The sequence below is a fragment of the Enterococcus dispar ATCC 51266 genome, assembly GCF_000406945.1.
In the GTDB taxonomy this organism is placed as follows: Bacteria; Bacillota; Bacilli; order Lactobacillales; family Enterococcaceae; genus Enterococcus_C; species Enterococcus_C dispar.
In genome coordinates this window covers 847,629-871,325 of the sequence record NZ_KE136354.1, presented here as the reverse complement: position 1 = coordinate 871,325, position 23,697 = coordinate 847,629, and the positions used below count along the sequence as shown (strand labels likewise).

Here is a 23,697-nt window from a genome sequence, read left to right as displayed (position 1 = left end):
AAAATATGACGAGGTGAAGAGAATGATTCGGTTTCAAAATATTACTGCAGCTTATAATCAACGTATCGCTATTGATGATGTGAGCTTTGAAGTGAATAACCCCACAATTGTTGGTATTTTAGGGCCCAATGGTGCGGGAAAATCCACTTTTTTAAAAGCTGCTTTAAAATTAATCCCTGCCAGTGGTAATGTTACGTACCATGATGAACCCTTATTCAAAAAACAAAGGGAAGTTGCTTATGTAGAGCAAAAAAGCGCAATTGACTATACTTTTCCAATTACTGTGGCAGAAGTAGTATCGTTGGGTCTATATCCCCGTTTAAAACCATGGAGCAGGATGAAAAATCATTGGGAAAAAGTCAATGTTGCACTCCAGGCAGTGGATATGCAAGAGTTTGCAAAACGACAAATCGGGGAACTTTCAGGCGGTCAGTTTCAGCGGGTTTTATTAGCACGTACCCTTGTACAAGATGCAAGCTTAATCTTTTTAGATGAACCTTTTGTTGGTATTGATACTACTAGTGAACAAATTATTATGAGTCTCCTTCGCGATTTGAAACAAAAGGGAAAGACTATCTTTATCGTTCATCACGATTTAAGTAAAGTTACGGATTATTTTGATGAAATTTTATTATTAAACAAAAAAAAGATTGCCTATGGCCCCGTCCCAAACGTTTTTACTTCCGAATTTTTAAAGGAAGCTTATGGTGATTATCTTTTCATTGGAGGTGAGACAAATTGATTGCACATTTTATAGCGGGATTACATGACTATCATTTTTTACAAAATGCTCTCATCACTTCAATTGTCATTGGCATCGTTTCAGGAGCAATCGGCTGTTTTATCATTTTGCGTGGTATGTCACTGATGGGAGATGCTATCTCACATGCGGTTTTACCAGGCGTGGCATTGTCTTATATTTTAGGAATTAATTTTTTTGTCGGTGCAGTTGTTTTTGGTATTTTGGCGAGCGTGCTTATTACTTATATTGCAAACAATAGCACTGTCAAAAGTGATACTGCAATTGGCATTACCTTTAGTTCTTTTTTAGCATTGGGCATCATTTTGATTGGTGTAGCCAATAGTTCTACAGATTTATTCCATATTTTGTTTGGCAATGTGTTGGCAGTTCAAGATATAGATAAATGGATTACCATTAGTATTGCTGCTGTGGTTTTGTTGTTACTGATAATTTTTTATCGCCCATTACTTTTGACATCTTTTGATCCGATGATGGCAAAAGCTTTTGGTATGCAGGTTAATAGATATCATTATTTACTGATGTTAATGTTGACATTGGTTTCGGTGACTGCAATGCAAAGTGTAGGTACCATTTTAGTCGTAGCCCTATTAATCACCCCTGCTGCAACGGCGTATTTATTTACAAAGCGATTGAAATCCATGATTTTATTAGCAGCAACTTTAGGTGGGTTATCCTCTCTTATTGGTCTATTTATCGGTTATAGTTTTAATATTGCAGCAGGATCTGCCATTGTTTTGACTGCAGCGAGCCTGTTTTTAATCGGGTTTTTCCTATCACCCAAAAAAGTAGAACAAACCAAAACGAAACAAAGAATTTTCACCGTTATTGCAGTAATGGCGTTAATTGGAATGGGGATGTTTAGTTATCAACGTTTTCTTAGACCGGATGATAATGCTGCTGAAAATAAATTGACTGTGGTAGCGACAAACTCTATCATTGCGGATATGGTTAAAGAAGTTGCGGGGGATAAAGTAAATTTACACAGCATTGTACCCGTAGGAAAAAATCCTCATGAGTATGAGCCTTTACCCGTAGACGTAAGAAATACGCAAGAAGCTGATGTAATTTTTTATAATGGTCTCAACCTTGAAACTGGCGGAAATGGTTGGTTTACTAAACTGATGGTAAACGGCAACAAAAAAACTAATGAAGATTACTTTGCTGTCAGTGACGGCGTGGAAGTTATTTATTTAGAAGGAGAAGAACAGGGTAAAGCAGATCCTCACGCTTGGTTGAATATTGAAAATGGTATTTTATATGCGAAAAATATTGCCAGCACATTGATCGCAAAAGACCCTGTCAATAAAGAAACCTATAGGGATAATTTGGCTAAGTACGTTGAAAAATTGACTAATTTGGATAAATTAGCCAAAGAACAATTTGCAAGTATTCCACTAAAGGAGAAATTAATTGTAACAAGTGAAGGATGCTTCAAATATTTTTCGAAGGCGTATGATATCCCTTCTGCTTACATTTGGGAAATTAATACAGAAGAAGAAGGTACCCCCAATCAAATTACTACTTTAGTTACTCAGCTAAAAGAATCGAATGTAAAAGCATTATTTGTTGAAAGTTCTGTTAATAAAAAACCGATGCAAAGTGTGGCAAAAGATAGCGGTATTCCAATTTATGAGGAGGTTTTTACCGATTCAATTGCAGAGCCTGGGAATCGTGGCGATAGTTATTATGATATGATGAAAGAAAATTTGACAACTATTTTTGCAGGTTTAGCGAGTGAGACCAAATAAACCGATAAGAAAGCCAGGTTATCCAAATATTTTGTCTTTTTATGCTATTCTTTTCTTAGGAGATGAGGACTATGAGGTTTACTTGGGTTAAAGAGACAGCTGAATGGGAACGGACAATCCCGTTAATAGCACAAGTTCCTTGGCCTGCAGGAGCATATTTAGCCAGACAAATGGAAAATAATAAGCTACGTGATTGGGAAGATGTTTTAATCTGTTGGGAAAATGAAGAACTCGTTGGTTTTTGTGCATTATTAAGAAAAGATATCCTAAAAGAAACAGCGTTAACACCTTTTATCAGTATGGTATTTGTTTCTGAAAAATACCGTGGTAAAAGAATGAGTGAGAAGTTTGTGAAAAAAGCAGAACAAAAAGCTTATTCTTTAGATTTTAAAAGTACATTTATCGCGACGCAACATGTGGGTTTATATGAAAAATTTGGCTATCATAAAATTGCCGAACAAATAGATATTTTCAACCGCTGTCTTTCTATATATCAGAAAAATTTGATCGTTTCATCTAAGGACGATAGGAGAAAATAAGTGCGTTTAAAGCTAACCTTGTGTAAAACCACTCGGTTAGCTTTTTTATCAAATATACAAAAATTTTATAATAATATTTAGACAAAAAATCGATTTCAGTATTTGTTATGCTAAAATAGAGATATTAAATTGTTTAGGAGTTTTAGTATGCAGTCGTTTAAGAATTCAAAATTGTTTTATTGGACCGCCGAATTGGTCTTAGTTATTATTGGTGTCTATTTTTTATGGCAGATGCCTGGTATTTTTAAACCGGTACTGGAAATGTTAGGAGCCGTGTTGTTACCAGTTTTTATTGCGGGATTTTTGTATTATATGTTTGATCCAATCGTCAATTTTTTACAAAAAAGAGGGCTATCGCGGGTTTTAGGCTTTTTATTGTCCTTTTTAGTTGTTGTGATTATTATTGTTTTAACAGCAATGAATGTCATTCCACAATTGATTGAGCAGACTGTTCAATTAACCCAACAGCTGCCGACGTATGCAGATGAATTTGTGCAGTGGCTGGATGGCTTAGCCAAACAAGATGAATTTAAAAACTTTAATTTAGAGCAACAATTGGAGTCGGCAAATATCACAATTAATCGCATTATTAACTTTATTATTGTTAGCGTGACTTCCAGTTTGTCTTCTATCGTTTCTGTCTTAACAAAATTTTTCATTCTCTTGTTTACGGTACCGTTTATTTTATTATTTATGTTTAAAGATGGCCATCGTTTTTTAGATGCGGTCTCGAATTTCTTTCCCCGCACGATTCGTCACGAGCTTAGACAAACAGTGCGCGACTTAAATGATACTTTGTCTGCTTATATTAGTAGTACGGTTTTAGATGCATTTATCATCGGTATTATGAGTTTTATTGCCATGACGATTTTTCAGCAACCTTATTCTTTGTTACTGGCATTAATATGTGGAATAACCAATATTATTCCTTATGTTGGACCTTTTATAGGCGCAGTCCCCGCTGTGATTGTGGGACTGTTTATTTCTCCTTGGCAAGCATTATATATGGCACTTTCAGTTTTAGTTATCCAACAAGTAGATGGAAATATCATTAAGCCGCTTTTATTTGGGAAATCGTTGAATGTACATCCAATTACCATTATCTTAGTGTTATTAGGTGCTGGACGCGTTTCAGGCATTATGGGTATGTTGATTTGTATTCCGGTTTATGCCGTGATTAAGACACTTATCATTAATATCCGCAAAATTTATCTATTAAAAAAATCTGAAGCACTGACGACTAATTTAGAAGAAGAGGAGTAATCTTTTCTTTAGTTAAACACTCATTTTACCGTATCACGTAGGTAAAATGAGTGTTTTTTTAGGAAAAAGGGATTCGATGGTTTTTACAAATAAGGTCTGTATACCAAAGTTATTTTTGGCTAGCTTCACGAAAAAGCTCTTTTATTGCAAATAACGGAAAATGTTTTATTAATGTTTTATTGTGGATGTGATTACATTGTATTTACTTTTTGTTTTTGGTATAATTACATTGTAATTACTTTTGAGGAGGGGATATCATGAAAACGCGGCGGCAAGGTAACGCAATTGTGCTCACTGTCCCTACGAAATTTGGTATAGAAGAAAATGTGGAGTATTTGGCAGTAAAAGGTGCAGATGAATCAATTACCTTCATTAAAAAGAAAAAGAATATCTTTGATGAAGCTATGGCAAAAGGAAAACAACTGGAAGCGACTTCAGGATTTTTAGAAGATCAGCCGCAAGGAAAGGAAATTTTATAATGCATGGCCATCCCGAGCAAGGTGATATTATTACCTTGAACTTTGATCCTAGCGCTGGGCGTGAAATTCAAAAAAGGCGGCCGGCACTTGTAGTCAGCACAAAAAATTATAGTGCAGTGACTGGATTAGTAGCAGTTTGTCCCATCACTAGTACAAATAAACCCCATTTTGTACCTTTAGATAAAACACATGAAATAAAAGGGTACATCAATCCGCTACAAGTTAAAACGTTGGATTATAAGGCCCGCAGTTGGAAAAAAATTGAGACGGCAACACTGTCGGAGTTAGGCAATGTCGCTCAAATTGTCGCGATGATTTTTAGCTTTGATGAACTTTTAGGAGAATAGATTACAATTTGTACTCATCAGAAAGAACCTGATGAGTACTTTTTTATTTGAAGAGAGGCTTGTGAACTTTGCAAAAAAACTAAATTGCGCCATAATTTTAATAGTTTTTGTCTCAATTAATCCTCGCTCTGTATCTCTATTTTTTTCAAGATATCAGCAAGTAACGATAGACCTTCATTTATCTTGTTAGCGTCGGTTAAGGACACTTCATTTAATATTTTACTAAATAGACTAAATCGTACTTCACTTATCAGGTCAAATAGTGCAATTCCTTGACTGGTTAATGAAATTTCGCGTATTCGTCTATCTTTATTGTTATAGGTTGTGGTAAGTAATCCCTGTTTTTCAAATTTATCAACTTGCCTACTTGTAGAGGAGTGAGTTTTCCCCATCTGTTTTGCTAAATCGCCAATATTAATGGTTTCAGCCATTCCTACACGAACAATTATGGGTAATAAGTTTTGATCTTCTTTTACGCCTACCTTTCTTAATAAATCGATGTCATGCTTGGAATCATTGAAGAAATTGACTATTTGAAAAAGGGATTTAAAGATTTCTTTTTCCATACTTGTAATTATAGCATAATACCTCTATAATAATTTATGTGCAAAATGCACATAAATTGCTCTGAGAGAGGATAAGAGATATGAAAAATAAAGTAGGAATCATTTTGGGCAGTAATCGACCAAATAGAATTGGTGGGGATGTGGCGCAGTGGGTCAAAATGACTATGGAACATGAAAAACTTGAAATTGATATTATTGATTTGGCTAAAATAAATCTTCCGTTCCTAGATGAACCCAACATTCCGGCTCAAGGTAACTATCAACAAGAACACACAAAAAATTGGAGTAAAACAATTAAGCAATACGATGGTTGTGTATTAGTCTTTCCGCAATATAATTAGGGATATCCAGCAGTTTTAAAAAATGCGTTAGATTATTTATATGATGAATGGCGTCACAAACCTGTAAGCATTATGGTTTACGGTGGACATGGTGGGTTTCAAGGTTTGATTTCTATGAAATTAGTGACTCAAGGTTTAAATATGTATAATATGTCAGTAAATCCTCCTTTGAATATATCAAAAGAGATGTTTAATGAAAATAATCAGTTTATTGATATCGATCATTCGTTTAAAAAGATAAGTCCCCAAGTTAAAATGGTTTCTGAAGAATTTATATCCTTATTTTCATCTGAAAAAGGAGAAAATTAATTGGGTAAGACTATAAAGACATTCATTTCTCGCCTATGTTTAGTTGTCGCAGCTATTTGCTTGGGATTGTATATGTTCAATTTTATTTTTGAAGTACAGGAAGTAAAAGGTGAAAATAGAAAAGCGAAATTTATCCATGAAGTAATAGATAATAATCGTGTTTCAAATTTTTTTAACTGGACTCAAGAAGACAATGAGAGAGATCGGATGATACGTAAAATTGTCCTAGTAACTATTGGCACTTGTAGTACAACAGTCGGCTTAGTTACTTTTCCTAGAAAAAGATGATTCTTTTCGTTTTCAAAGTGATCATTACAGATAATATATTTTACCACTCGCAAAGGTTGTATTTTTAATTTAACTTTTTGCGGGTGGTTTTTTGTAAAACACGGTTTCAATAAACCGTAAATACTGTGATAAAATGTAATTTTCAGCTTAAATTGGTTGGTTTTAAAACATTCCAATTGGTCGTGGGCAACTACTATAAATTTTGGTACACTTTAAATCATTAAGGAGGCAGACCGATGACAAAAATAGTATTAACAATTGGTGGCTCGGATCCTTTTGCTGGCGGTGGTATCCAAACAGATTTAAAAACATTTAGTGATCATCAGACTTTCGGTATGTCAGTCTTAACTTCCATCGTAACATTCAGCGGCAATTGTCTATCCGTTCATCTAGTCGACAAAGAAGTATTTGCCGCACAATTAAAAAGTATTCAAGATGTGTCTTTTGCTGCAATTAAGATTGGTTTAATTGCCAATCCGGTTTTTATTCCCCTCATTAAAGAGTTTCTACGAGGGCGTCCTGATATTCCCGTTGTGTTGGATCCTGTTTTAGCGTTTAAAGAAGGCGATTTGAAGCTCAAAAAAGCGGTGGTAGCGGGGATGCAAACAGATTTAGCACCTTTTGTTACTATCATTACACCAAACTTAGTAGAGGCAGAAACCCTCCTTAACAAAAAGATTACAACTTTAGCTGAAATGCAAGCGGCTGTTACAACTTTACAAAAGGCCTTTAATACAGCCGTTTTATTAAAGGGTGGTAGTCGTTTAGCAGGGGAGGATGCTGTTGATATATTGTCCTTATCCCATGGAGAACTTAGACACTTTACAACTAAAAAGATTAATACCCAATCGATAAACGGTGCTGGTTGTAGTTTATCTTCTGCAATTGCAGCTAGGTTATCTGAAAACGCTGAATTGGATGAAGCTGTCAAAAAAGCAAAAAATTATGTTTATCAAAGCATACAAAAGGGAATAATGGTAACAAAAGAGTTTGGAAGTGTCTATTACGAACGAAATATTAAATAGAACATAATCAATTTATTTAGGAAAGCGGGGGGAGAAAAATGGAAATAAAAAAAATATCTCACTATGCCATTTTATCAGCTTTGATTACAGCCATTTCGTTAGTTGTGGTTATTCCAATACCAGGAACTAATGGAATAGTGACTTTGTGTGATGTGGGTATTGCGGTGACCGCTTTATTATTTGGACCGATTGCAGGTCTTTTTGTTGGGGCCATTAGCGGAGGTTTTATTGATTTATTAGCAGGGTATCCTCAATGGATTTTTTTCTCCTTAGTGATTCACGGCTTAGAAGGTTTTATGTTTGGATATTTTTTTCAACAAAAGAATGTTGCAAAAGTATTGGGCCTTATCCTGGGGGCGATTATTATGGTAGTAGGTTATGCGCTAGCTACTAATTTACTTTATGGATTTGGCGCTGGAATTGCTTCAATTCCAAGTAATTTTTGTCAAGCTGGCTTTGGGGTTATTGTCGCAATACCGTTAGTTAAAATATTAAAAAAGGCTACTGGGAACCGTTTAAAATATAATTCTTAATAAATGCCTCAAATGAGTTAATAATATCCATAATAGGATACATTATTAATCTTCATTATAAGATTGGAATGACTACTTGAAATTGACTATTTTTTGGTTGAGTTTTGAAACTTAGGAATGGAATATTAATTGAAAAATTAACTCTAAAAAATTTCCAAGTAGATTTTACTTGGATTTGAAATGATTATTTTGTTTAAATAGCTTCAGTGACGAAAAAATGTTGCTGTCTCTTTGAACACTAAAAATGATTATCAGCTTAGTGTTCAAAGAGCTACTGCATTTAACAGTTTCTAAATGCAGCAGCATATTTTGAAAGGGAAGAGTAAAATAAAGGAAAATCCGCGTATTTAACAATATTTTTTTATTTTTAGTTTACATAATATATATTATACGAAGTTAATAATTTAAATTAAGAGCTGATAAGCCTATTTTTTGCCCCTATTTCTGTGTATCCTTTATATCTTTTCGCTATTTAGACTATGCTATACTTTTGTTAAAATAAATTAGTTTGCGCATGATTATTATGAAAAAAGATAATTTGATTCTACTTTTTAGCTGAACTAATTTCTATAGTTTCCAAAAGGCGCCGTTTTGCCAATACGCAATTAAGTTTAATTGATACAATGGCTGGAAACGAGTTTGAAGAATATCTAGCGTTTTTACTGGAAAAGCTTAATTATGAAAATGTAAAAGTTACTTCAGTGTATTCAGATCGGTTAAAATCGGCATTTAATGTAAGCGCCAAAAAATAAAGTTGACAATAAAGCGAACCAAAAAATATGTCCAGGCATCGGTTTTTATTCTTTAGATAACGCGTTCGTTGTAACGAATAGCTACTTTACAGAATCTGCAAAAGAAATTGCAACTAAGCTATAAACGTTGAACTTTGGGCTAGAAAATAAGCTAATTCAACTTATTAAAGATTCAAAAATAAACTCTAACAAAGATGATTGAAACCGTCAGTAAAATATAATGTTACTCCCCCGCCTATTGTAAGTTTTTTTCATTTTTAAAAAGCTGCTGATCGTATGTGATCAGCAGCTTTTATTGGTTAAATTTCTTTTAATTCAGGCATTGCTGTTTTATCTTTATCCCGTCGTGCAATCGCAGGTAAAATCATGCCTAACAAGATTAGGACGATTGGTGTTAAGATATTAGTCATTAATTGGAACCACCAAGCTTTTGGATTTGTTGCGTAATCCAATTTTGGCACCATTCCTAAGACACAGGCAAAAGCTGTAAATGCAAAACACCAAGTACCAGCAATAAAGCCAAGTTTTGGATTTTTTAAGAATTTGTATTCAGATTGATAGTTTTTCCACGCTTTATTTAACATCATATAAGCAAAGAATACCCACAAGTAACGCATTGGCATTACCACAGAGTTAAGATTTGTCATCCATTTTACCAGTTCATCTGTATTACCAATCCCTAGAATTGGTAATAAAATGATAACACTAACTAAAATACCTGTTAATAAATACCCATTTACCAATGTTCCTTTGGCAGAACGTTTCCGCAACCAATTTGGTACAAACATCGGATCAGCGTCAGCAAGTAAAATTTGTAATGGTGCATCAATAGAAAATGCCAAGGCAGAAATTTGACCAATTGTATTGGTTAAAGCGTAAATAATCATTAACAGGTTACCTACACCGTAATAATTGCCTAATTGTTGAAAGGCACTATAAGCGCCATTTCGCATTAAGTCTGCTGGAATATTATTACTTGCAAAAAGCATACCCATTGCTACTGAACCTAAAACAGCAGATACCCCTACCATACCCGCTAATAAGAACATACCGCGTGGAAATTCTTTCGCCGGATTTTTTGTCTGGTTAACGTAAGGCGAGATTTTTTCTGCTCCCCCTACGGCAAAAACTAACATTGAAATCGTAGTAAAATAAGAGAAGTCAAATTTTGGAATGTAGGTTTTAATATTCCCCATATCTGGAGTAGCAAATTCCATTCCTTTACTTACTGCAGGGGCGCCTACAGCTAATAGAATAAATAAAATCGACATTACAAACATTGCAGTACCGGCTAAACCACCGATGACTTTTAATGTCGTCAATCCTTTTGTTGATAAGAATAAAAATAGCAAGAAAATAACTAAACTTAGTAAAGCAATCGTCGTCATCGACATATTAGAGACCATATCGCCATTCCCTTGAACAGCCCATCCTAGTGCAATTAAAATTGCTTGTGGCTTTTGCGCAAGGTATGGAATATGTACGACCCAATAAGTCCATGCCGCATAATAGGCCAAGCGTTTGGTTGATGTATTTTCCACCCAAGAGCTCACGCCACCTTTACTGCTTTTAAAAGTTGAACCCAATTGGCCAACAATTAAAGCGTAGGGGATAAAATATAGTGCTAAAATAAGAATCCATGAAGTTACTACTGAAATTCCTTGTTGGGCATAGTTATTCACTACATTTCCCAGGCCCCAAACCATATTAAAAGCAATTAAGCCAACGGTGAACCACCGCATTTGTTTTTGATTTTGACTCATAAGAAAACTCCTTTAAATAATAAATTGCAACTTCTATATCATAGTTATTTTTAAAAGAATCTTCAACTACTAAAATGTGGATTTTAGCGCAGTTTCACCAACAATTAATAAAATTTTCATTTAGATAACGAAATTTTCGTGAAATAGTTTTCAAAAAGAATATTTAAGCAATAAAACCGTCATGGAACTTTAAGCGGCAAATAAAGTTTTAGGAGGGTTCATCTGAGTAACCCCTGGAGCCTATTTTTATTGTGCAAGTGTCATGATATTTTCGGCAATAATCCAATCATCCATATTTTTTCTTGCTTATATTGAAAAGGAAGAATTTTTTCTAAATGACTAATTTCATAGACTACTAAATATTTCCTTCCCAACCATCTTTGCTCTTGTTTTGCAGATAGTTGCAGTTGTTTAGCGTATTTTTTTATAAATTGTGTAGATTCTTCAAGTGACTTTTTTTATTATTCCGTGATATTCAACGTTAAAATTTCCACCAGTTTCGACAAAGTAGATACTCTCCCCTACTTTTGCCTGCCCTCCTAATGGTGATTTTCGTCCAGCTGCTCCCCGCGTAATCGTGGTTTTCTCCCCAGTTAAAAGTTGAGCTAGTTCTTTTGCTTCACTATCTAAATAAACTAGATGTTCTGCATGTGTTAAGTGCTTAGGCCATTAAGATTTTGCTGACTTTTTGGATATAGGAATTTTTTCTTGTCTGTCTGCCGTAATTAAGCGATAACTGCTAGCATTTATTGTGAGCTGAATATGTTTTTCAGAATGCCAGAGATAATAATTTTTTCCTACGCGACTTAGCTTTGTTTGGTTATCGTTTAAAATTGCCTCTACTAATTCTTCAATTTGTTTTTTTGTGTAATTAGTCCTTAGTTTCTTACTAACGCGATCATAAACTAATTTTGTATATCCAATCTTTTCTGAAATTTTTTTTAACATTACAAAACTCCTTTGCATAAAATGTTAAGGCTTGCTTTCAAGCATATCATGGAATTTTCTCTATCAAAAAGCACGAAAATGTTCACTTAAAAACTAATTTTGATAATTTGCTATCTATTGAAGTCTATTGATTTATCACGTCTAATTTAAGAATTATCTTTTTTTACAACATTTGTGAGGCTGCCCTTTCTTATTTTTCCGATAATCTTGCCATTATCATATCCACGATTGTTTTTTTGTCATTTCTGCTGTAAAGAGTGTTTCATCAGCAAAACCTAAATAATCGTCTGCTAACCACCATCTAGCCATATCACAAGTAGTAAATGTGGTGAGATGTTTTCTTGTTTGATGGCGGGCTACAGTATCACTAAAAGTAAGGTCAAAATAGTAACAATCCGTCTGTTCAAAAAAAAGAGCTAGTTCTTCAAGCATGTTGCCATATATCCCCCGATTTAAAATTCCTTCGATAATGACAACTGGATAATGTTCACGACCAAATAAAGCGAGATTTTTAATTACAGAAACGGTTAAATTATCAGGAGTATCTTTTACATTTAATATTTCACGACGGATTTCATCTTGTCCAATTGTCATGATATAGCCATTGGGAAAATTATTGCGTAGTGTTTTTGCAATAGTAGTTTTACCACTGCCGGAATTTCCGCGTAAAATAATTAGCTTAGACATTTGAAAATACCTTTTGGCCAAATTTTACTTCTTCTCTTAAAATGCCATACTTCATGGAATCCCAAAATTGTCCTTGCCAATAACGAACTTTCCGAATTTGCGCTTCTCTTTTCATACCAATTTTTTCACCCAATGCCATCATCCGGTCATTCCCAGACCAAGTGGTGTAGCCGACCCGCTCAATCTCGGGATAACATTGAAATAAATGTTTTATCCATAAATCGGCAGCTTTACTTCCGATTCCCTTATTCCAATTGTGTGGGTGATAAATCGCAATACCAAATTCCAACCACCGTTTTAACTTGCCATCTTCAAAATATGCCGTTACAACACCGACCATCTCATTTTCAAAAAAGATTACACCCCCATTTGTGTCATTTAAAAAACGGCAGCCAAATCCTTCTTTATACTCTTCCCATGAGAGAATCGGATCGTTAAAATAAGGACCATCAAAATTTTTCCACGTTAAATCCGCTTTGGGACCATAGCTTATTTCCCACAAACGTTGTAATTCAGTCTCTGTTACGTTGCGAATAGTTATCGGTGCTGTTTTGGCCTCTAAGTCTAAGTTCATGATTTTCCTCCTTGTACGGCTTTTTGCAATTTTATTACTTTACTGTAGCATAATCTACCTTAATCTTGAAGAAAAGCTAGGATTTACGCCAATTTTTATTCGTACCAACCACTGTCTTTGATAACCTTCGCGTTCTCTTTTTAGATGCAACATACAAATGGAAATAGATAGCAGCATAATGGCAAAATAGTGTGCTAAATCTCAAATACCTACTGAAATTAGTAGAAAGAAACACGATTATCTTTAAAAACTAGCAATATTTTGGAAAAGACTATTCAGGGCGCCTTAGTTTAAAGTCTAATAAAAAAGCCGCACCAGACTATTCTTTATAGCGCTGGTGCGGCTTTTTTTATTAACTCTCTAATTCGATTACACGATCGACAAAATCTTCATAAAATTCTGCTTCGTGAGAAACGACAACGATTGTTCCAGGAAAAGCGATTAATGCTTCTTGTAAGTTTTCCTTAGAAGCTTGATCGATATGGTTAGTAGGTTCATCAAGAAATAAGAAGTTGCTTTTAGGCATCATCATTTCTGCTAACTTCACTTTTGTTTGTTCGCCCCCGCTTAAATACTTTAATGATTCTTGGACATGCTGACTTGTCAAACCTGCACGGGACAAATAGCGCCGTAATTCTTTATTGTTAATGGTTGGATATTTATCACTTAAATACTGTAAAGGCGTTGCCAATGGATTTTCCCAGGCTAATTCTTGTTCAAAATAATTAATTTTTGTATGTTGAGGGAAATGAAATTCGCCATCGATAGCTGGAATAATGCCCAACAACGTTTTGATTAAGGTTGATTTTCCAATACCGTTAAATCCTCGTAAAGCGATTTTTTCACCCGCGCGAATCGTCAAATCAACTGGTGCAAGTAAAGGTTTTTCATAACCGATTACAAGCTGCGTTGTTTCCAGTGCCAAAGTAGTTACAATTGGGGCATAAGTAAAGGTGACATGCGGTTTTGGAGCATCTGTTGGAGGGGTTAAACGCTCAATTTTTGCTAGTTGTTTTTCACGACTTTTTGCCATTGTCGAACGAGAGCCCGCTTTATACTTTCGGATATAAGATTCTGTTTTTTTGATATGTTCTTGTTGGGCTTCGTATTGGCGCATATAAGTTTCTTGTTGCAATTCTTTTAATTTCAATGCGCGGTTTAGATTACCAGTGTACTTGGTTAATTTGCCAAACTCGATATCAATGATATGAGTGGTAATAGCATCCAAAAAGGCTTGATCATGGGAAACAACAACAAAAGTTCCATCAAAATCTTGTAAAAACTGCGTCAACCATTGAATATGATTGTCATCCAAATGATTGGTTGGTTCATCTAAAATTAGTAAATCAGGCTTTTCTAACAACATTTTGGCTAAAATAATTTTAGAACGTTGCCCGCCACTTAAATTTTTCAAAAGACTGTCCATTCCCAAGACGTTGATCCCAAGTCCTGTGGCCAAATCATCAATTAGTGTATCCATTTGATAAAAATCGCCTTGATCTAATTCATTTTGCAAACGTCCGGCTTGTTCTAATAAACGATCATCAAAACTTTCGCCGTATTCTTCATAGAGCTTAGTTATTTTTGCTTCTTTATCAAAATCTTCTTTAAAAGCAGTTTGCATAAATTTACGAATCGTTAAATGTTCGTCTACTCCGACATACTGGTCTAAGTAGCCTAAACGTAAATTTTTAGGAAAGACAACTTGACCGTCATCTGGCAATATTTCGCCAGTTATAATCTTAATTAATGTACTTTTCCCTGCCCCGTTGCGACCAATTAAACCGACGTGTTCTCCGCGATTCACTTGAACCGAAACAGCTTCATATAAAACTTTATCGCCAAACTGCTGGGTAATATTTTCTAAGCGTAACATGGTTAAATCCTCATTTCTCATAGTAAAAAGCGCCAGACAAAAATCATCCGCCGCTTTTGGTTCATATCCAGATGGTATAAATTAAAGCCTAACATGAAGCTCCAAGCTTGTCAAAGACAGCCTACAGACAAATTATAATGTATGGCGAAGTTTAAACTCCGTTGTATCACTTGATGCATCTGCTACATCATCGGCATAAAAGAGGAAGTGTTCCCCAGAATCAAGATCAGTTGCAATCACCAGTCCCCGTCGTTTTAAATCCTTTGATTGTTCAATTTGTGCAGTGCGAGCTAATTCTTTGGTATCAAAGTTAGATGCAATAGCATTCCCAAGATTGAAAAAAACTGTTTCTTCCATTATAATCCCCTCCTATTCTTCATTTTACCACGGTGTCTGTTTTTTCTGATACTAGAGTTACTTGCAATGTTTTAAATTTTAGCGATAATAAAACCAGAGGTGAAAAAAATGAGCCAAATTACTGAAAATGAATTAAAAGAACAGTTAACAGCGATGGTTGAAAGTATCCTTGCGGCAGCTAATTTAGAAGAAGATGATATTTTTGTCCTGGGCTGTTCTACAAGTGAAATTATAGGTGGTGTCATTGGGAAAAATTCTAGTGCAAAAGTCGGTCAATGGGTTATTGAAACATTAAAAGGTATATTAGATCCGTTAAAAATCAATTTGGCAGTTCAAGGTTGTGAGCATTTAAATCGCGCCTTAGTTGTAGACCGTGACGTTGCTAAGGCAAATAATTTTGAAATTGTCTCGGTTAGACCAGCACTGCACGCAGGAGGATCCTGCTCCGTTGCGGCTTTTGAACAATTTGAAAATCCTGTCGAAGTGGAACATATCATCGCCCAAGCAGGAATTGATATTGGTGATACGTCTATCGGTATGCATGTGAAACATGTCCAAGTACCTGTACGACCCGTTGCCAATACTTTAGGTAGTGCTCACGTGACAGCTTTGCGTTCACGACCAAAATATATCGGTGGTCCGCGGGCAGCTTATGAATAAAAGTCTTTTTTAGAAAAGTTTTTCCAACTTAAAAAATGCAGAACCTATCGCTTTAAAAGGCGAATACGTTCTGCATTTTTATATTTATTAATCCAATTCTACTTTTCCAGTATACAGTTGATAATACATGCCTTTTTCCGCTAATAAGGCTTCGTGACTTCCTCGTTCAATAATACGTCCATGGTCTAAAACCATAATAACGTCGGCATTTTGAATAGTCGATAAACGGTGAGCAATCACAAAGACTGTGCGTCCATGCATTAGTCTGTCCATCCCTGACTGAACAATTCCTTCTGTTCGGGTATCGATACTTGAAGTTGCCTCATCCAAAATCATGACTGGCGGATCGGCAATTGCAGCTCTGGCAATCGCCAGCAATTGGCGCTGGCCTTGTGAAAGACCTTCGCCATCACCAGTAATGACAGTATCGTATTTATCCGGCAGATGATTAATAAAGCCATCGGCATTGGCTAATTTTGCAGCAGCCAATACATCTTCATCACTTGCATCTAATTTACCAAACCGGATATTTTCGCGAATTGTGCCGGTAAATAAATGGGTGTCTTGTAAAACAATCCCCAGCGAACGGCGTAAAGAGTCTTTTTTGATTTTTTTAATATTGATTCCGTCATAACGAATCTTACCATCTTGAATATCATAAAATCGATTAATCAGGTTTGTAATGGTCGTTTTACCTGCGCCTGTAGCGCCAACAAAGGCCACTTTTTCACCCGGTTTGGCGTAAAGATTAATATCATGTAAAACAATATTATTGTCAACATAGCCAAAGTCAACATCTTCAAAAACAACGTCACCTGTCAGTTCGGTGTAGGTAATGCTGCCATCTTCGTGGGGGTGCTTCCATGCCCACAAGCCGGTACGCTCTTTTGTTTCCACTAATTGATCGTCAACTTTTTTAGCATTAACTAAAGTAACATAACCGTCATCTTGTTCGGATTTTTCATCCAGTAAATTAAAAATACGGCCGGCACCGGCTAATGCCATAATAACAAAGTTAATTTGTTGTGATATTTGGCTAATCGGTCCATTTAAAGAACGACTCAATTGTAAAAAAGAGGCAATCATGCCGACTGTTAAGCCAGAAATACCGTTAATTGCAAAAAGCCCCCCAATAATTGCGACTAAAACATACTGCACATTTAAAAGATTCATCATAATTGGCATTAGAGTATTTGCATTGATATTGGCTTTCGTGGCGCTTTCTTGTAGTTGATCATTTAAAGTATCGAATTCTTCCATTACTTTTTTTTCATGGTTAAAAATTTTAACCACTTTTTGTCCGTGCATCATCTCTTCGATATAGCCATTTACTTGGCCTAAATCTTTTTGTTGAGCACCAAAGAAGCGGCCACTTTTTTTGGAGATAAAACGAATCACATTCATCATCAAAAAGACAGAAATTAAGACAAAGCCGGTTAAGGGCAAACTAATCGTGAACATGGCAATGAAAACAGAAACAAAAGTTACCAATGCCATCATCAAATTGGGAATACTTTGCGAGATCATTTGCCGCAATGTGTCGGTGTCATTGGTAAAATGACTCATCATATCCCCATCAGAATTCGCATCAAAATAACGAATTGGCAAACTTTCTAAATGCGTAAACATTTGATCCCGTATTTTCTTTTGCGTTCCTTCACTAATTTTAACCATCATAAAATTATAGGTAAGTGAGGCAATGACCCCAACTAAATAAATCAAAGCCATTTGTAAAATTGCTTGTAATAGCCCGCTGAAATTAGGATGTGTTTGGCCAATCAAAGGTGTAATATATTGATCAATAACCACTTGTAAGAATAAAGAACCTTTGACGTTAGCATATGCACTTAATAAAATCATGACTAAAACAAAGACCAGCTGAATCTTATATTCTTTAAACATTAAAGTTAATAACCGCTTTAGATTAGATCCAGTTGAACGTTTCACTACCGGTTTACTCATTTCCACTTTCACCAAATCCTTTCTGTTGCGATTGATAAACTTCTTGATAAATCTGATTATCAGCCAATAATTCTGCATGAGTGCCAATACCATTTACTTTACCATCATCTAAAACAACGATACGGTCTGCATCTTGAATGGAACTGATGCGCTGTGAAATGATTAAGGTGGTCATACCAGGAATTGCTTTAGCTAAACCCTCACGAATAGCACGATCTGTTTTTGTGTCTACTGCACTAGTTGAATCGTCTAAAATTAAAATTTTAGGTTTTTTAAGCAAGGCACGAGCAATGGTTAACCGTTGCTTTTGTCCACCAGAGACATTATTGCCGCCTTGAGAAATCATTGTGTCATATTTATCTGGAAATTCATTAATAAAATCATCCGCTTGCGCAATTTTACAAGCAGCAATTAATTCTTCGTCGGTTGCAGATTCATTCCCCCAGCGTAAATTGTCTTTGATAGTGCCTGTAAATAGAACATTGTTTTGCAAAACCATACTTACTTGATCACGTAATGTGGCTAGGTCGTATTTTCGCACATCCACACCACCAACTTTAACTGTGCCATATGTTACATCATAAAGACGAGGGATTAATTGAACCAATGTAGATTTTGAGCTCCCTGTTCCACCAATAAGTCCAATAACCTCCCCAGATTTAATAGATAGGCTAATATGCTCGAGTGCTAATTTTTCCATATCATCTGCATAACTAAAGCAGACATCATCAAAACTAATCGAACCGTCCGCTACTTCAAGCAGTGGTTGCGCATCATTTTTTAAATCACTTTCTTCTGATAGAACTTCTGTAATCCGTTCAGCTGAGGAACGGGCAATTAAAATTTGGACAAAAGCCATTGACATCATCATTAAACTCATTAAAATTTGCATAGTATAGTTGAACATACTGACCAATTCGCCCGTTGTTAAACTGCTTTTATCAACGATTAATTGCGCCCCAAACCATGAAAGCAAAAGCATACAAGTATAAACAGAAATTTGTAACAAGGGATTATTGAAGGCTACGATTCGTTGTGCTTTGGTGAAGTTTTTGTAAACATCGGTGGACACTTCATCAAATACCTTTTCCTGTTGTTCTTCACGCACATATGATTTAACAACGCGAATACCCTGTAAGTTTTCCTGGACCACGTTATTAAGCTTGTCATAAATGCGAAAGACTTTCATAAATAAAGGATGGGCAAAATGAATCACAATTGCCAAGCCAATCGCTAAAAAGGGTAATACAGCTAAATAGATTAACATTAGTTGGGGATTGATAAAACTAACCATAATCAGGGAAAAAATTAAAATCAATGGACTTCTAACCAGTATTCGAATAATCATTTGGTAGGCATTTTGCACATTGGTGACGTCTGTTGTCAGCCGTGTAATTAAACTTGAAGTTGAAAACCGGTCAATATTGGAAAATGAAAAGTCTTGTATTCGACTAAAAATATTATGGCGTAAATTACGTGCAAAACCGGCTGAAGCAATTGCCGCAGTTCGCCCTCCTAGTGCGCCAAAAATTAAGGCAATCAGGGCACAGAAAAAAAGAAGCCCACCTAGTTTCAAAATGACACTCGTATTACTTTTTTCCACACCTTGGTCAATCATCATGGCCATAATAAGTGGCATAATAACATCAAGGGCAACTTCGCCGGCAACAAAAATCGGTGTTAGTAAACTATCTTTTTTGTACTGGCCCACATTAGCTAATAGTTTTTTGATCATATCCTCCGTCCTTTCTTTTTCATATGAAAATAGACACTAGCCACAAGCTGCGGCTAGTGCGTCTTTATTTACTTTAACTGATAAAAATACGTCCTTCAAACAATAAGTTTCTCATTTTTCTCATCAATTAGAATATTTTTGCGTTTTGTTTCTCTAAAAAGAAACTTTAGTAGTCAGAATTGCGCAAGCTTCACAAATAACGTGAAATCAATTGAATTAAATCTTCTGGGAATGTTTTAAGATCACCAATATCTAAAAAGCGTTCACTGCCATAGATATTTTTAATTGCTTCTTTATCATCACCGATGGCAGCGGCTAAATAAATAACACCTTGGCGTTCAAATTCTGCTATAACATTTTGAATATCTTTTTTTGCTTTATCACCAGTATAATCTGGCAGTGCTTTAGGTTGTCCATCAGAGATATTAATCAATAACTTGGTGGTCGCCTTTTCATTCGCTAATTTTTGGCTTAAGAGACGGAGAGGTACGCCATCACGATTATTTTGACGTGGTTTCATCGTAACAAGTTTTGCCCCTAAATAGGTAAAATCATCTTCAAATTCTTTATACGAATAAATAGAAGTTTTTTCACGAGTTGATAAGTCCGCGGTATCCCCATAAATCATGAACGGAATTGCCATTTTTTCTGCAAAGCTTGCGACTGCTATAGCCGCTAAACGGGCACTTGCAATGCGATCGTCTTTTAACATTGAGCCAGATTCATCAATGCGAATGGCTAAAGCTAAAGAAGGCTCTTTGTGAGGAGGTGTCTTCTTATCAAAAGTGCGATAATCACCATAGGCAACCCGACTGGCATCAAAGCGAGTACCACTATATTTTCCCTTTCCATAAACTTCACTTTGCTCATTTTCTAAAATATCAGTAATTTTTTTTGTTAAACGTTCCACGACGGAGGCTACACTTTGACGCAAAACTGCTGCTTGTACAACATTTTCTTTAGTAAATGTGGGCCGCTGAACAATTAGTCCTTCTTTTTCATGAAGGGTGCCTTTCATTGCAGTACGGGCAGCTTTATTCAATTCTTTCCTTAATTCTTTTTCGGATTTTTCATAAGTCGCAATGTCGACATTTTGCTCGCTTGAAATCCCTTCATCATTTTCTTTTCCCTTTTGGCTGGCCCCATCGTGAGCATCTTTTTCGCTATTCAGTGCAGCCTGTTCTTTTGGCGTCGTTTTTACGGACTGCTCTTGGATTGGCTCGGCTTCACTTATAGAATCTTCTTTTTGGCTATCTTCATCTTCTGTAAGGGTACTTCCTAAAATTGCTTCACTTTCAGCTTCTTGAGCAATATTACGCAAATCGGCTTCAGTGGTAGAAATTTTTCGCCCTTTAATTTCTTTAAAGACTTCTTTAGCGTTAGGAACAAGTTCCTGACGTAATAATACAAGTAGCTGACTGTCATCTAACGCTTCTTGTAACAATGCTATTTCGCTTGGTTCAGTAGTTAACTTATAAATCACCTTTGGATAAAGTGTTTCAAAAATATTTTGTCCTTGCTTAAAGGTATTGACCCAATAAAAATAAGAACGCATCCCTGCTACACCTTTAATAGCATTGGCTTTAGCAGTTTCATCTAATAAACGAATAATTTCAGCCATTTTGGTAATAACCGGCAGATTATTGGCCCCCGTCTTTGCTACGGCTCGTTCTACCATCACTTCAAGTTCAGGTAAATCCATCCGTTCGGCATGTTGCATACGATCCCGTAGCGATTCGTTTAACGGCCGATTTCCCTGATAGTTACGATTGGTAGTAATGATAATGACGCAATCGGGATGTCTTTTAATCATTCCGGTTGGTAAATTCAACATCCCATTTGCTTCTAAAGCCGAATTTAATGCGACCAATACAGATGCATCACGTATCACCGTGGGCTCTTGAATTTCCAACAGGTAACCTTTTTCTATCGCTCGGACAATTTCGGAAGGATAAAACTTGTAATGAACTACTTCTTGTTCATTCTGATTAATCCGTTCCACCAGTTCTGCTAAACGCACTTTGGCACGTGCGATCGTAATACTGTAATGTTGCGCAATTAAGTTTAGAACAGCGTCTAAGCTGTCGGTTTGATAAATAGCTTCTAGTAATTCACCATCGCTTTCATCATCGCTTGCAACGACTGGTAATAAAGCACCAAAAACATCAGATTTATCCATATCTGCAAAACAAGTTACTTTGGTATACGGTAGTTGCAAATCATACGATAGAGCTTTGGCTAATTGCGTTTTACCAGAGCCGGCATCGCCTTCTAAGAGTACATTCATTATTTTCATGTCCGAATCGTTCCAATTACTTTTGATCTCTGAAGCAATCCGTAATTCTATCTCACTTGTTTGATGACTTTTTGGTTTTTGCCAAATCATTTGTTTTTCCAAGCGACTAAATATTCGTTCGTTTGTAACGGCATAGGGCATCGTCATAGTTATTTCACCTACTTTGTATTAGTAACCCGCTTCTTCTAATAGTCGTTTCAAAATGCGGAAACGTTCCCCTAGAATTTCACCATCTTTTTGCCAAGTGTCATGGAAAAGTTTAATATCTTCATCAATCATTGGGTTATTTGTATCGACTTCAACTGTCATCCGATTTCCTTGTACGCCAATAATATCAACTACAGGATTTTCTGGATCGTAAAATTTAGGATAACGATATGCATCTTGAAAATAGATGCTGGCTTGCGCGACTAAAATTGCCAAATCCAAAATGCGATTAATCGGTAATTCTTCTGATTGACGCGACCATTTTTCACCAGTATGACGCCACACCTTACCAGAAATATCCACTTTACCACGATCATTCCATTGTGCCAGTCCCAATGAAATCCCTTTTGCATCTGATTCAAAAGCTTGTTTGCCATCAGCATTATCATAATTTTCTACGACAAGAACCGGTTTATGTTTTAGATTTGTTGGAATTTCCAATATCTTCACTCCTCTAGTTTTTTCCGTGGCTATTATTGCCACGCAGTAATTTAGTAAAATACTACTCTACTAAAGTATAAAAAAGGTCGGATAAATTGCCAATTATTTTGACTTATACCCAATTATTTGAATTCCAACTTACTAAAAAATCTCGCAATTTCTTGGAAAAACTGTCAGACGTGTTAGCTTTTACTCTTGGGCTAGATATGACTTGATTGAAAAATAAAAAAAGAGTAGAAAAATTTCTACTCTTTGGAAGCTGCTTGCTTTTTTACAGGGCGGAAATAGCAATTCCAATTGCTTTTTCTCCTAAATGGGTACCAATAACAGGACCAAAATACCCAATTTCAATATCCGCATTCGGATACTTTGCTGCTAATTTTTCTTTTTCTTCTTGTGCTACCACTAAATTATTGGCATGAATCACATACAATTTAACAGGTCGCTTAATCTCCTCATCTCGCTGGCCAATCACTTCTTCCGCGCGATTAAAGGCTTTTTTACTAGAACGAATTTTTTCAAATAATTCAATTTTACCATTATTAAAGGTTAAAATAGGTTTGATTTTCAGTAAACCACCAATTAAGGCCGCTCCATTGGTTAAACGTCCACCGCGAACAAGATTGTTTAAATCATCTACGATTAAGTAGGCATAAGTATTGTCACGAATCATATCTAAGTGTTGAATGATTTCTTCTAATGTTTTACCGGCATCCTTCATCTGGATAGCACTTTCTACCATATGTCCCATTGGCATACTGGTAATTTTTGAATCATAGGGGATAACTTTTACACCGTCTATTTCATCTTTAATTGTATTTAGAGTTGCTACAAATCCAGAAATCCCTCCAGATAAATGAATACTCAAAATCGTATCATATCCTTTGGCGGCTAAATTCTCGTAAAGCTCGATTACTTCCCCTAATGCAGGTTGAGAAGTCGTGGGAAACTCTTTACTACTATTCAACATATCGTAATATTCATCAGCTTCAATATCAACACCTTCGTTATAGCTTTTTCCGTCAATAATGACAGGGACAGGAATAATATATAAATCTGAATGATTTTTGATGGTTTCAGGTAGAAATGCAGAACTATCTGTTACAACTGCTAATTTCATTTATAATCCTCGTTTCAAGAAAATTTCACTACTTCTACAAATATAGCATAAACTAAGAGACAGGAAAATAGTTTATGCTGGATTCACTTGAAAAGAAGCAGTCGTTAAAAATAAAATG

The 23,697-nt window shown here is 35.7% G+C and carries 22 protein-coding genes and 1 pseudogene; 11 read left to right on the top strand and 12 right to left on the bottom strand.

Going from position 1 to position 23,697, the window contains the following annotated elements:
- The first annotated feature begins 22 nt into the window (after positions 1-22).
- The 6 genes from RK01_RS04175 (at position 23) to RK01_RS04150 (ending at position 5,139) form a co-directional block, all read left to right on the top strand.
- Positions 23-742, top strand: coding sequence for a metal ABC transporter ATP-binding protein (locus RK01_RS04175; protein ID WP_016172031.1), 720 nt, complete (start codon positions 23-25; stop codon positions 740-742).
- Complete coding sequence (locus tag RK01_RS13995) at positions 739-2,511, top strand: metal ABC transporter permease subunit (RefSeq protein ID WP_016172030.1); 1,773 nt, start codon at positions 739-741, stop codon at positions 2,509-2,511. Before RK01_RS04175 ends, RK01_RS13995 begins: the two co-directional genes overlap by 4 nt.
- A gap of 71 nt (positions 2,512-2,582) precedes the next feature.
- On the top strand, positions 2,583-3,050 hold the full coding sequence (locus tag RK01_RS04165; RefSeq protein WP_016172029.1) for a GNAT family N-acetyltransferase: 468 nt from the start codon (positions 2,583-2,585) through the stop codon (positions 3,048-3,050).
- 147 nt (positions 3,051-3,197) lie between these two features.
- The gene (locus tag RK01_RS04160) at positions 3,198-4,313 is read left to right on the top strand and encodes an AI-2E family transporter (protein WP_016172028.1); all 1,116 of its coding nucleotides are present in this window, start codon (positions 3,198-3,200) and stop codon (positions 4,311-4,313) included.
- 257 nt (positions 4,314-4,570) lie between these two features.
- Complete coding sequence (mazE, locus tag RK01_RS04155; RefSeq protein ID WP_016172027.1) at positions 4,571-4,792, top strand: type II toxin-antitoxin system PemI/MazE family antitoxin; 222 nt, start codon at positions 4,571-4,573, stop codon at positions 4,790-4,792.
- Positions 4,792-5,139, top strand: coding sequence for a type II toxin-antitoxin system PemK/MazF family toxin (locus RK01_RS04150; RefSeq protein ID WP_016172026.1), 348 nt, complete (start codon positions 4,792-4,794; stop codon positions 5,137-5,139). Before mazE ends, RK01_RS04150 begins: the two co-directional genes overlap by 1 nt.
- 116 nt (positions 5,140-5,255) lie before the next feature.
- Here RK01_RS04150 and RK01_RS04145 read toward each other — a convergent pair whose 3' ends face one another.
- Complete coding sequence (locus RK01_RS04145) at positions 5,256-5,705, bottom strand: MarR family winged helix-turn-helix transcriptional regulator (protein ID WP_016172025.1); 450 nt, start codon at positions 5,703-5,705, stop codon at positions 5,256-5,258.
- An 80-nt stretch (positions 5,706-5,785) separates the two neighbouring features.
- Here RK01_RS04145 and RK01_RS13880 point away from each other — a divergent pair.
- The 4 genes and pseudogenes from RK01_RS13880 (at position 5,786) to RK01_RS04120 (ending at position 8,201) form a co-directional block, all read left to right on the top strand.
- Positions 5,786-6,355 (top strand): annotated as a pseudogene (locus RK01_RS13880) (NADPH-dependent FMN reductase).
- Positions 6,356-6,643, top strand: coding sequence for a hypothetical protein (locus tag RK01_RS04130; RefSeq protein ID WP_016172022.1), 288 nt, complete (start codon positions 6,356-6,358; stop codon positions 6,641-6,643).
- A 236-nt stretch (positions 6,644-6,879) separates the two neighbouring features.
- Positions 6,880-7,668 carry a hydroxymethylpyrimidine/phosphomethylpyrimidine kinase gene (locus RK01_RS04125; RefSeq protein ID WP_016172021.1) on the top strand — a complete coding sequence of 263 codons (789 nt, stop codon included), beginning with the start codon at positions 6,880-6,882 and terminating at the stop codon, positions 7,666-7,668.
- 38 nt (positions 7,669-7,706) lie between these two features.
- Complete coding sequence (locus RK01_RS04120) at positions 7,707-8,201, top strand: ECF transporter S component (protein WP_016172020.1); 495 nt, start codon at positions 7,707-7,709, stop codon at positions 8,199-8,201.
- A 1,051-nt stretch (positions 8,202-9,252) separates the two neighbouring features.
- On the opposite strand, the gene RK01_RS04115 is transcribed toward RK01_RS04120, so the two are convergent.
- From RK01_RS04115 to RK01_RS04090, 6 genes are all read right to left on the bottom strand, one after another.
- The gene (locus RK01_RS04115; RefSeq protein WP_016172019.1) at positions 9,253-10,716 is read right to left on the bottom strand and encodes an APC family permease; all 1,464 of its coding nucleotides are present in this window, start codon (positions 10,714-10,716) and stop codon (positions 9,253-9,255) included.
- Between the two features lie 669 nt (positions 10,717-11,385).
- Positions 11,386-11,664 carry a DUF3781 domain-containing protein gene (locus tag RK01_RS04110; protein WP_016172018.1) on the bottom strand — a complete coding sequence of 93 codons (279 nt, stop codon included), beginning with the start codon at positions 11,662-11,664 and terminating at the stop codon, positions 11,386-11,388.
- 216 nt (positions 11,665-11,880) lie between these two features.
- On the bottom strand, positions 11,881-12,351 hold the full coding sequence (locus RK01_RS04105) for an AAA family ATPase (RefSeq protein ID WP_016172017.1): 471 nt from the start codon (positions 12,349-12,351) through the stop codon (positions 11,881-11,883).
- On the bottom strand, positions 12,344-12,925 hold the full coding sequence (locus tag RK01_RS04100; RefSeq protein ID WP_016172016.1) for a GNAT family N-acetyltransferase: 582 nt from the start codon (positions 12,923-12,925) through the stop codon (positions 12,344-12,346). Before RK01_RS04100 ends, RK01_RS04105 begins: the two co-directional genes overlap by 8 nt.
- Positions 12,926-13,277: 352 nt before the next feature.
- Positions 13,278-14,801 (bottom strand): ABC-F family ATP-binding cassette domain-containing protein, encoded by a 1,524-nt coding sequence (locus RK01_RS04095; RefSeq protein WP_016172015.1) that lies wholly within the window; start codon positions 14,799-14,801, stop codon positions 13,278-13,280.
- A gap of 132 nt (positions 14,802-14,933) precedes the next feature.
- Positions 14,934-15,158 (bottom strand): hypothetical protein, encoded by a 225-nt coding sequence (locus tag RK01_RS04090; RefSeq protein ID WP_016172014.1) that lies wholly within the window; start codon positions 15,156-15,158, stop codon positions 14,934-14,936.
- A gap of 108 nt (positions 15,159-15,266) precedes the next feature.
- Between RK01_RS04090 and RK01_RS04085 the strand changes: the two genes are divergently transcribed.
- Positions 15,267-15,818 carry a TIGR01440 family protein gene (locus RK01_RS04085; protein ID WP_016172013.1) on the top strand — a complete coding sequence of 184 codons (552 nt, stop codon included), beginning with the start codon at positions 15,267-15,269 and terminating at the stop codon, positions 15,816-15,818.
- An 87-nt stretch (positions 15,819-15,905) separates the two neighbouring features.
- Here the strand turns inward: RK01_RS04085 and RK01_RS04080 are convergent, their stop codons facing one another.
- The 5 genes from RK01_RS04080 to RK01_RS04060 all read right to left on the bottom strand — a co-directional run bounded on the left by RK01_RS04080 (position 15,906) and on the right by RK01_RS04060 (position 23,579).
- Positions 15,906-17,780: an ABC transporter ATP-binding protein gene (locus RK01_RS04080; RefSeq protein WP_211212126.1), complete on the bottom strand. Its 1,875-nt coding sequence runs from the start codon at positions 17,778-17,780 to the stop codon at positions 15,906-15,908.
- Positions 17,773-19,515: an ABC transporter ATP-binding protein gene (locus RK01_RS04075; protein WP_016172011.1), complete on the bottom strand. Its 1,743-nt coding sequence runs from the start codon at positions 19,513-19,515 to the stop codon at positions 17,773-17,775. Before RK01_RS04075 ends, RK01_RS04080 begins: the two co-directional genes overlap by 8 nt.
- A 190-nt stretch (positions 19,516-19,705) precedes the next feature.
- Entirely contained in the window at positions 19,706-21,958 is a 2,253-nt protein-coding gene (locus RK01_RS04070) for an AAA family ATPase (protein WP_016172010.1), read from the bottom strand.
- Positions 21,959-21,979: 21 nt separating this feature from the next.
- The gene (locus RK01_RS04065; protein ID WP_016172009.1) at positions 21,980-22,459 is read right to left on the bottom strand and encodes a DUF6530 family protein; all 480 of its coding nucleotides are present in this window, start codon (positions 22,457-22,459) and stop codon (positions 21,980-21,982) included.
- A gap of 271 nt (positions 22,460-22,730) precedes the next feature.
- Positions 22,731-23,579: a DegV family protein gene (locus RK01_RS04060; protein ID WP_016172008.1), complete on the bottom strand. Its 849-nt coding sequence runs from the start codon at positions 23,577-23,579 to the stop codon at positions 22,731-22,733.
- Positions 23,580-23,697: the final 118 nt, after the last annotated feature.

Coding starts and splice junctions, on each gene's coding strand:
- RK01_RS04120 (WP_016172020.1), top strand. CDS start 7,707: ATGGAAATAAAAAAAATATCTCACTATGCCATTTTATCAGCTTTGATT.
- RK01_RS04160 (WP_016172028.1), top strand. CDS start 3,198: ATGCAGTCGTTTAAGAATTCAAAATTGTTTTATTGGACCGCCGAATTG.
- RK01_RS04115 (WP_016172019.1), bottom strand. CDS start 10,716: ATGAGTCAAAATCAAAAACAAATGCGGTGGTTCACCGTTGGCTTAATT.
- RK01_RS04075 (WP_016172011.1), bottom strand. CDS start 19,515: ATGATCAAAAAACTATTAGCTAATGTGGGCCAGTACAAAAAAGATAGT.
- RK01_RS04090 (WP_016172014.1), bottom strand. CDS start 15,158: ATGGAAGAAACAGTTTTTTTCAATCTTGGGAATGCTATTGCATCTAAC.
- RK01_RS04085 (WP_016172013.1), top strand. CDS start 15,267: ATGAGCCAAATTACTGAAAATGAATTAAAAGAACAGTTAACAGCGATG.
- mazE (WP_016172027.1), top strand. CDS start 4,571: ATGAAAACGCGGCGGCAAGGTAACGCAATTGTGCTCACTGTCCCTACG.
- RK01_RS04175 (WP_016172031.1), top strand. CDS start 23: ATGATTCGGTTTCAAAATATTACTGCAGCTTATAATCAACGTATCGCT.
- RK01_RS04100 (WP_016172016.1), bottom strand. CDS start 12,925: ATGAACTTAGACTTAGAGGCCAAAACAGCACCGATAACTATTCGCAAC.
- RK01_RS04070 (WP_016172010.1), bottom strand. CDS start 21,958: ATGACGATGCCCTATGCCGTTACAAACGAACGAATATTTAGTCGCTTG.
- RK01_RS04150 (WP_016172026.1), top strand. CDS start 4,792: ATGCATGGCCATCCCGAGCAAGGTGATATTATTACCTTGAACTTTGAT.
- RK01_RS04060 (WP_016172008.1), bottom strand. CDS start 23,579: ATGAAATTAGCAGTTGTAACAGATAGTTCTGCATTTCTACCTGAAACC.
- RK01_RS04125 (WP_016172021.1), top strand. CDS start 6,880: ATGACAAAAATAGTATTAACAATTGGTGGCTCGGATCCTTTTGCTGGC.
- RK01_RS04095 (WP_016172015.1), bottom strand. CDS start 14,801: ATGTTACGCTTAGAAAATATTACCCAGCAGTTTGGCGATAAAGTTTTA.
- RK01_RS04165 (WP_016172029.1), top strand. CDS start 2,583: ATGAGGTTTACTTGGGTTAAAGAGACAGCTGAATGGGAACGGACAATC.
- RK01_RS04080 (WP_211212126.1), bottom strand. CDS start 17,780: ATGAGTAAACCGGTAGTGAAACGTTCAACTGGATCTAATCTAAAGCGG.
- RK01_RS04145 (WP_016172025.1), bottom strand. CDS start 5,705: ATGGAAAAAGAAATCTTTAAATCCCTTTTTCAAATAGTCAATTTCTTC.
- RK01_RS04105 (WP_016172017.1), bottom strand. CDS start 12,351: ATGTCTAAGCTAATTATTTTACGCGGAAATTCCGGCAGTGGTAAAACT.
- RK01_RS04110 (WP_016172018.1), bottom strand. CDS start 11,664: ATGTTAAAAAAAATTTCAGAAAAGATTGGATATACAAAATTAGTTTAT.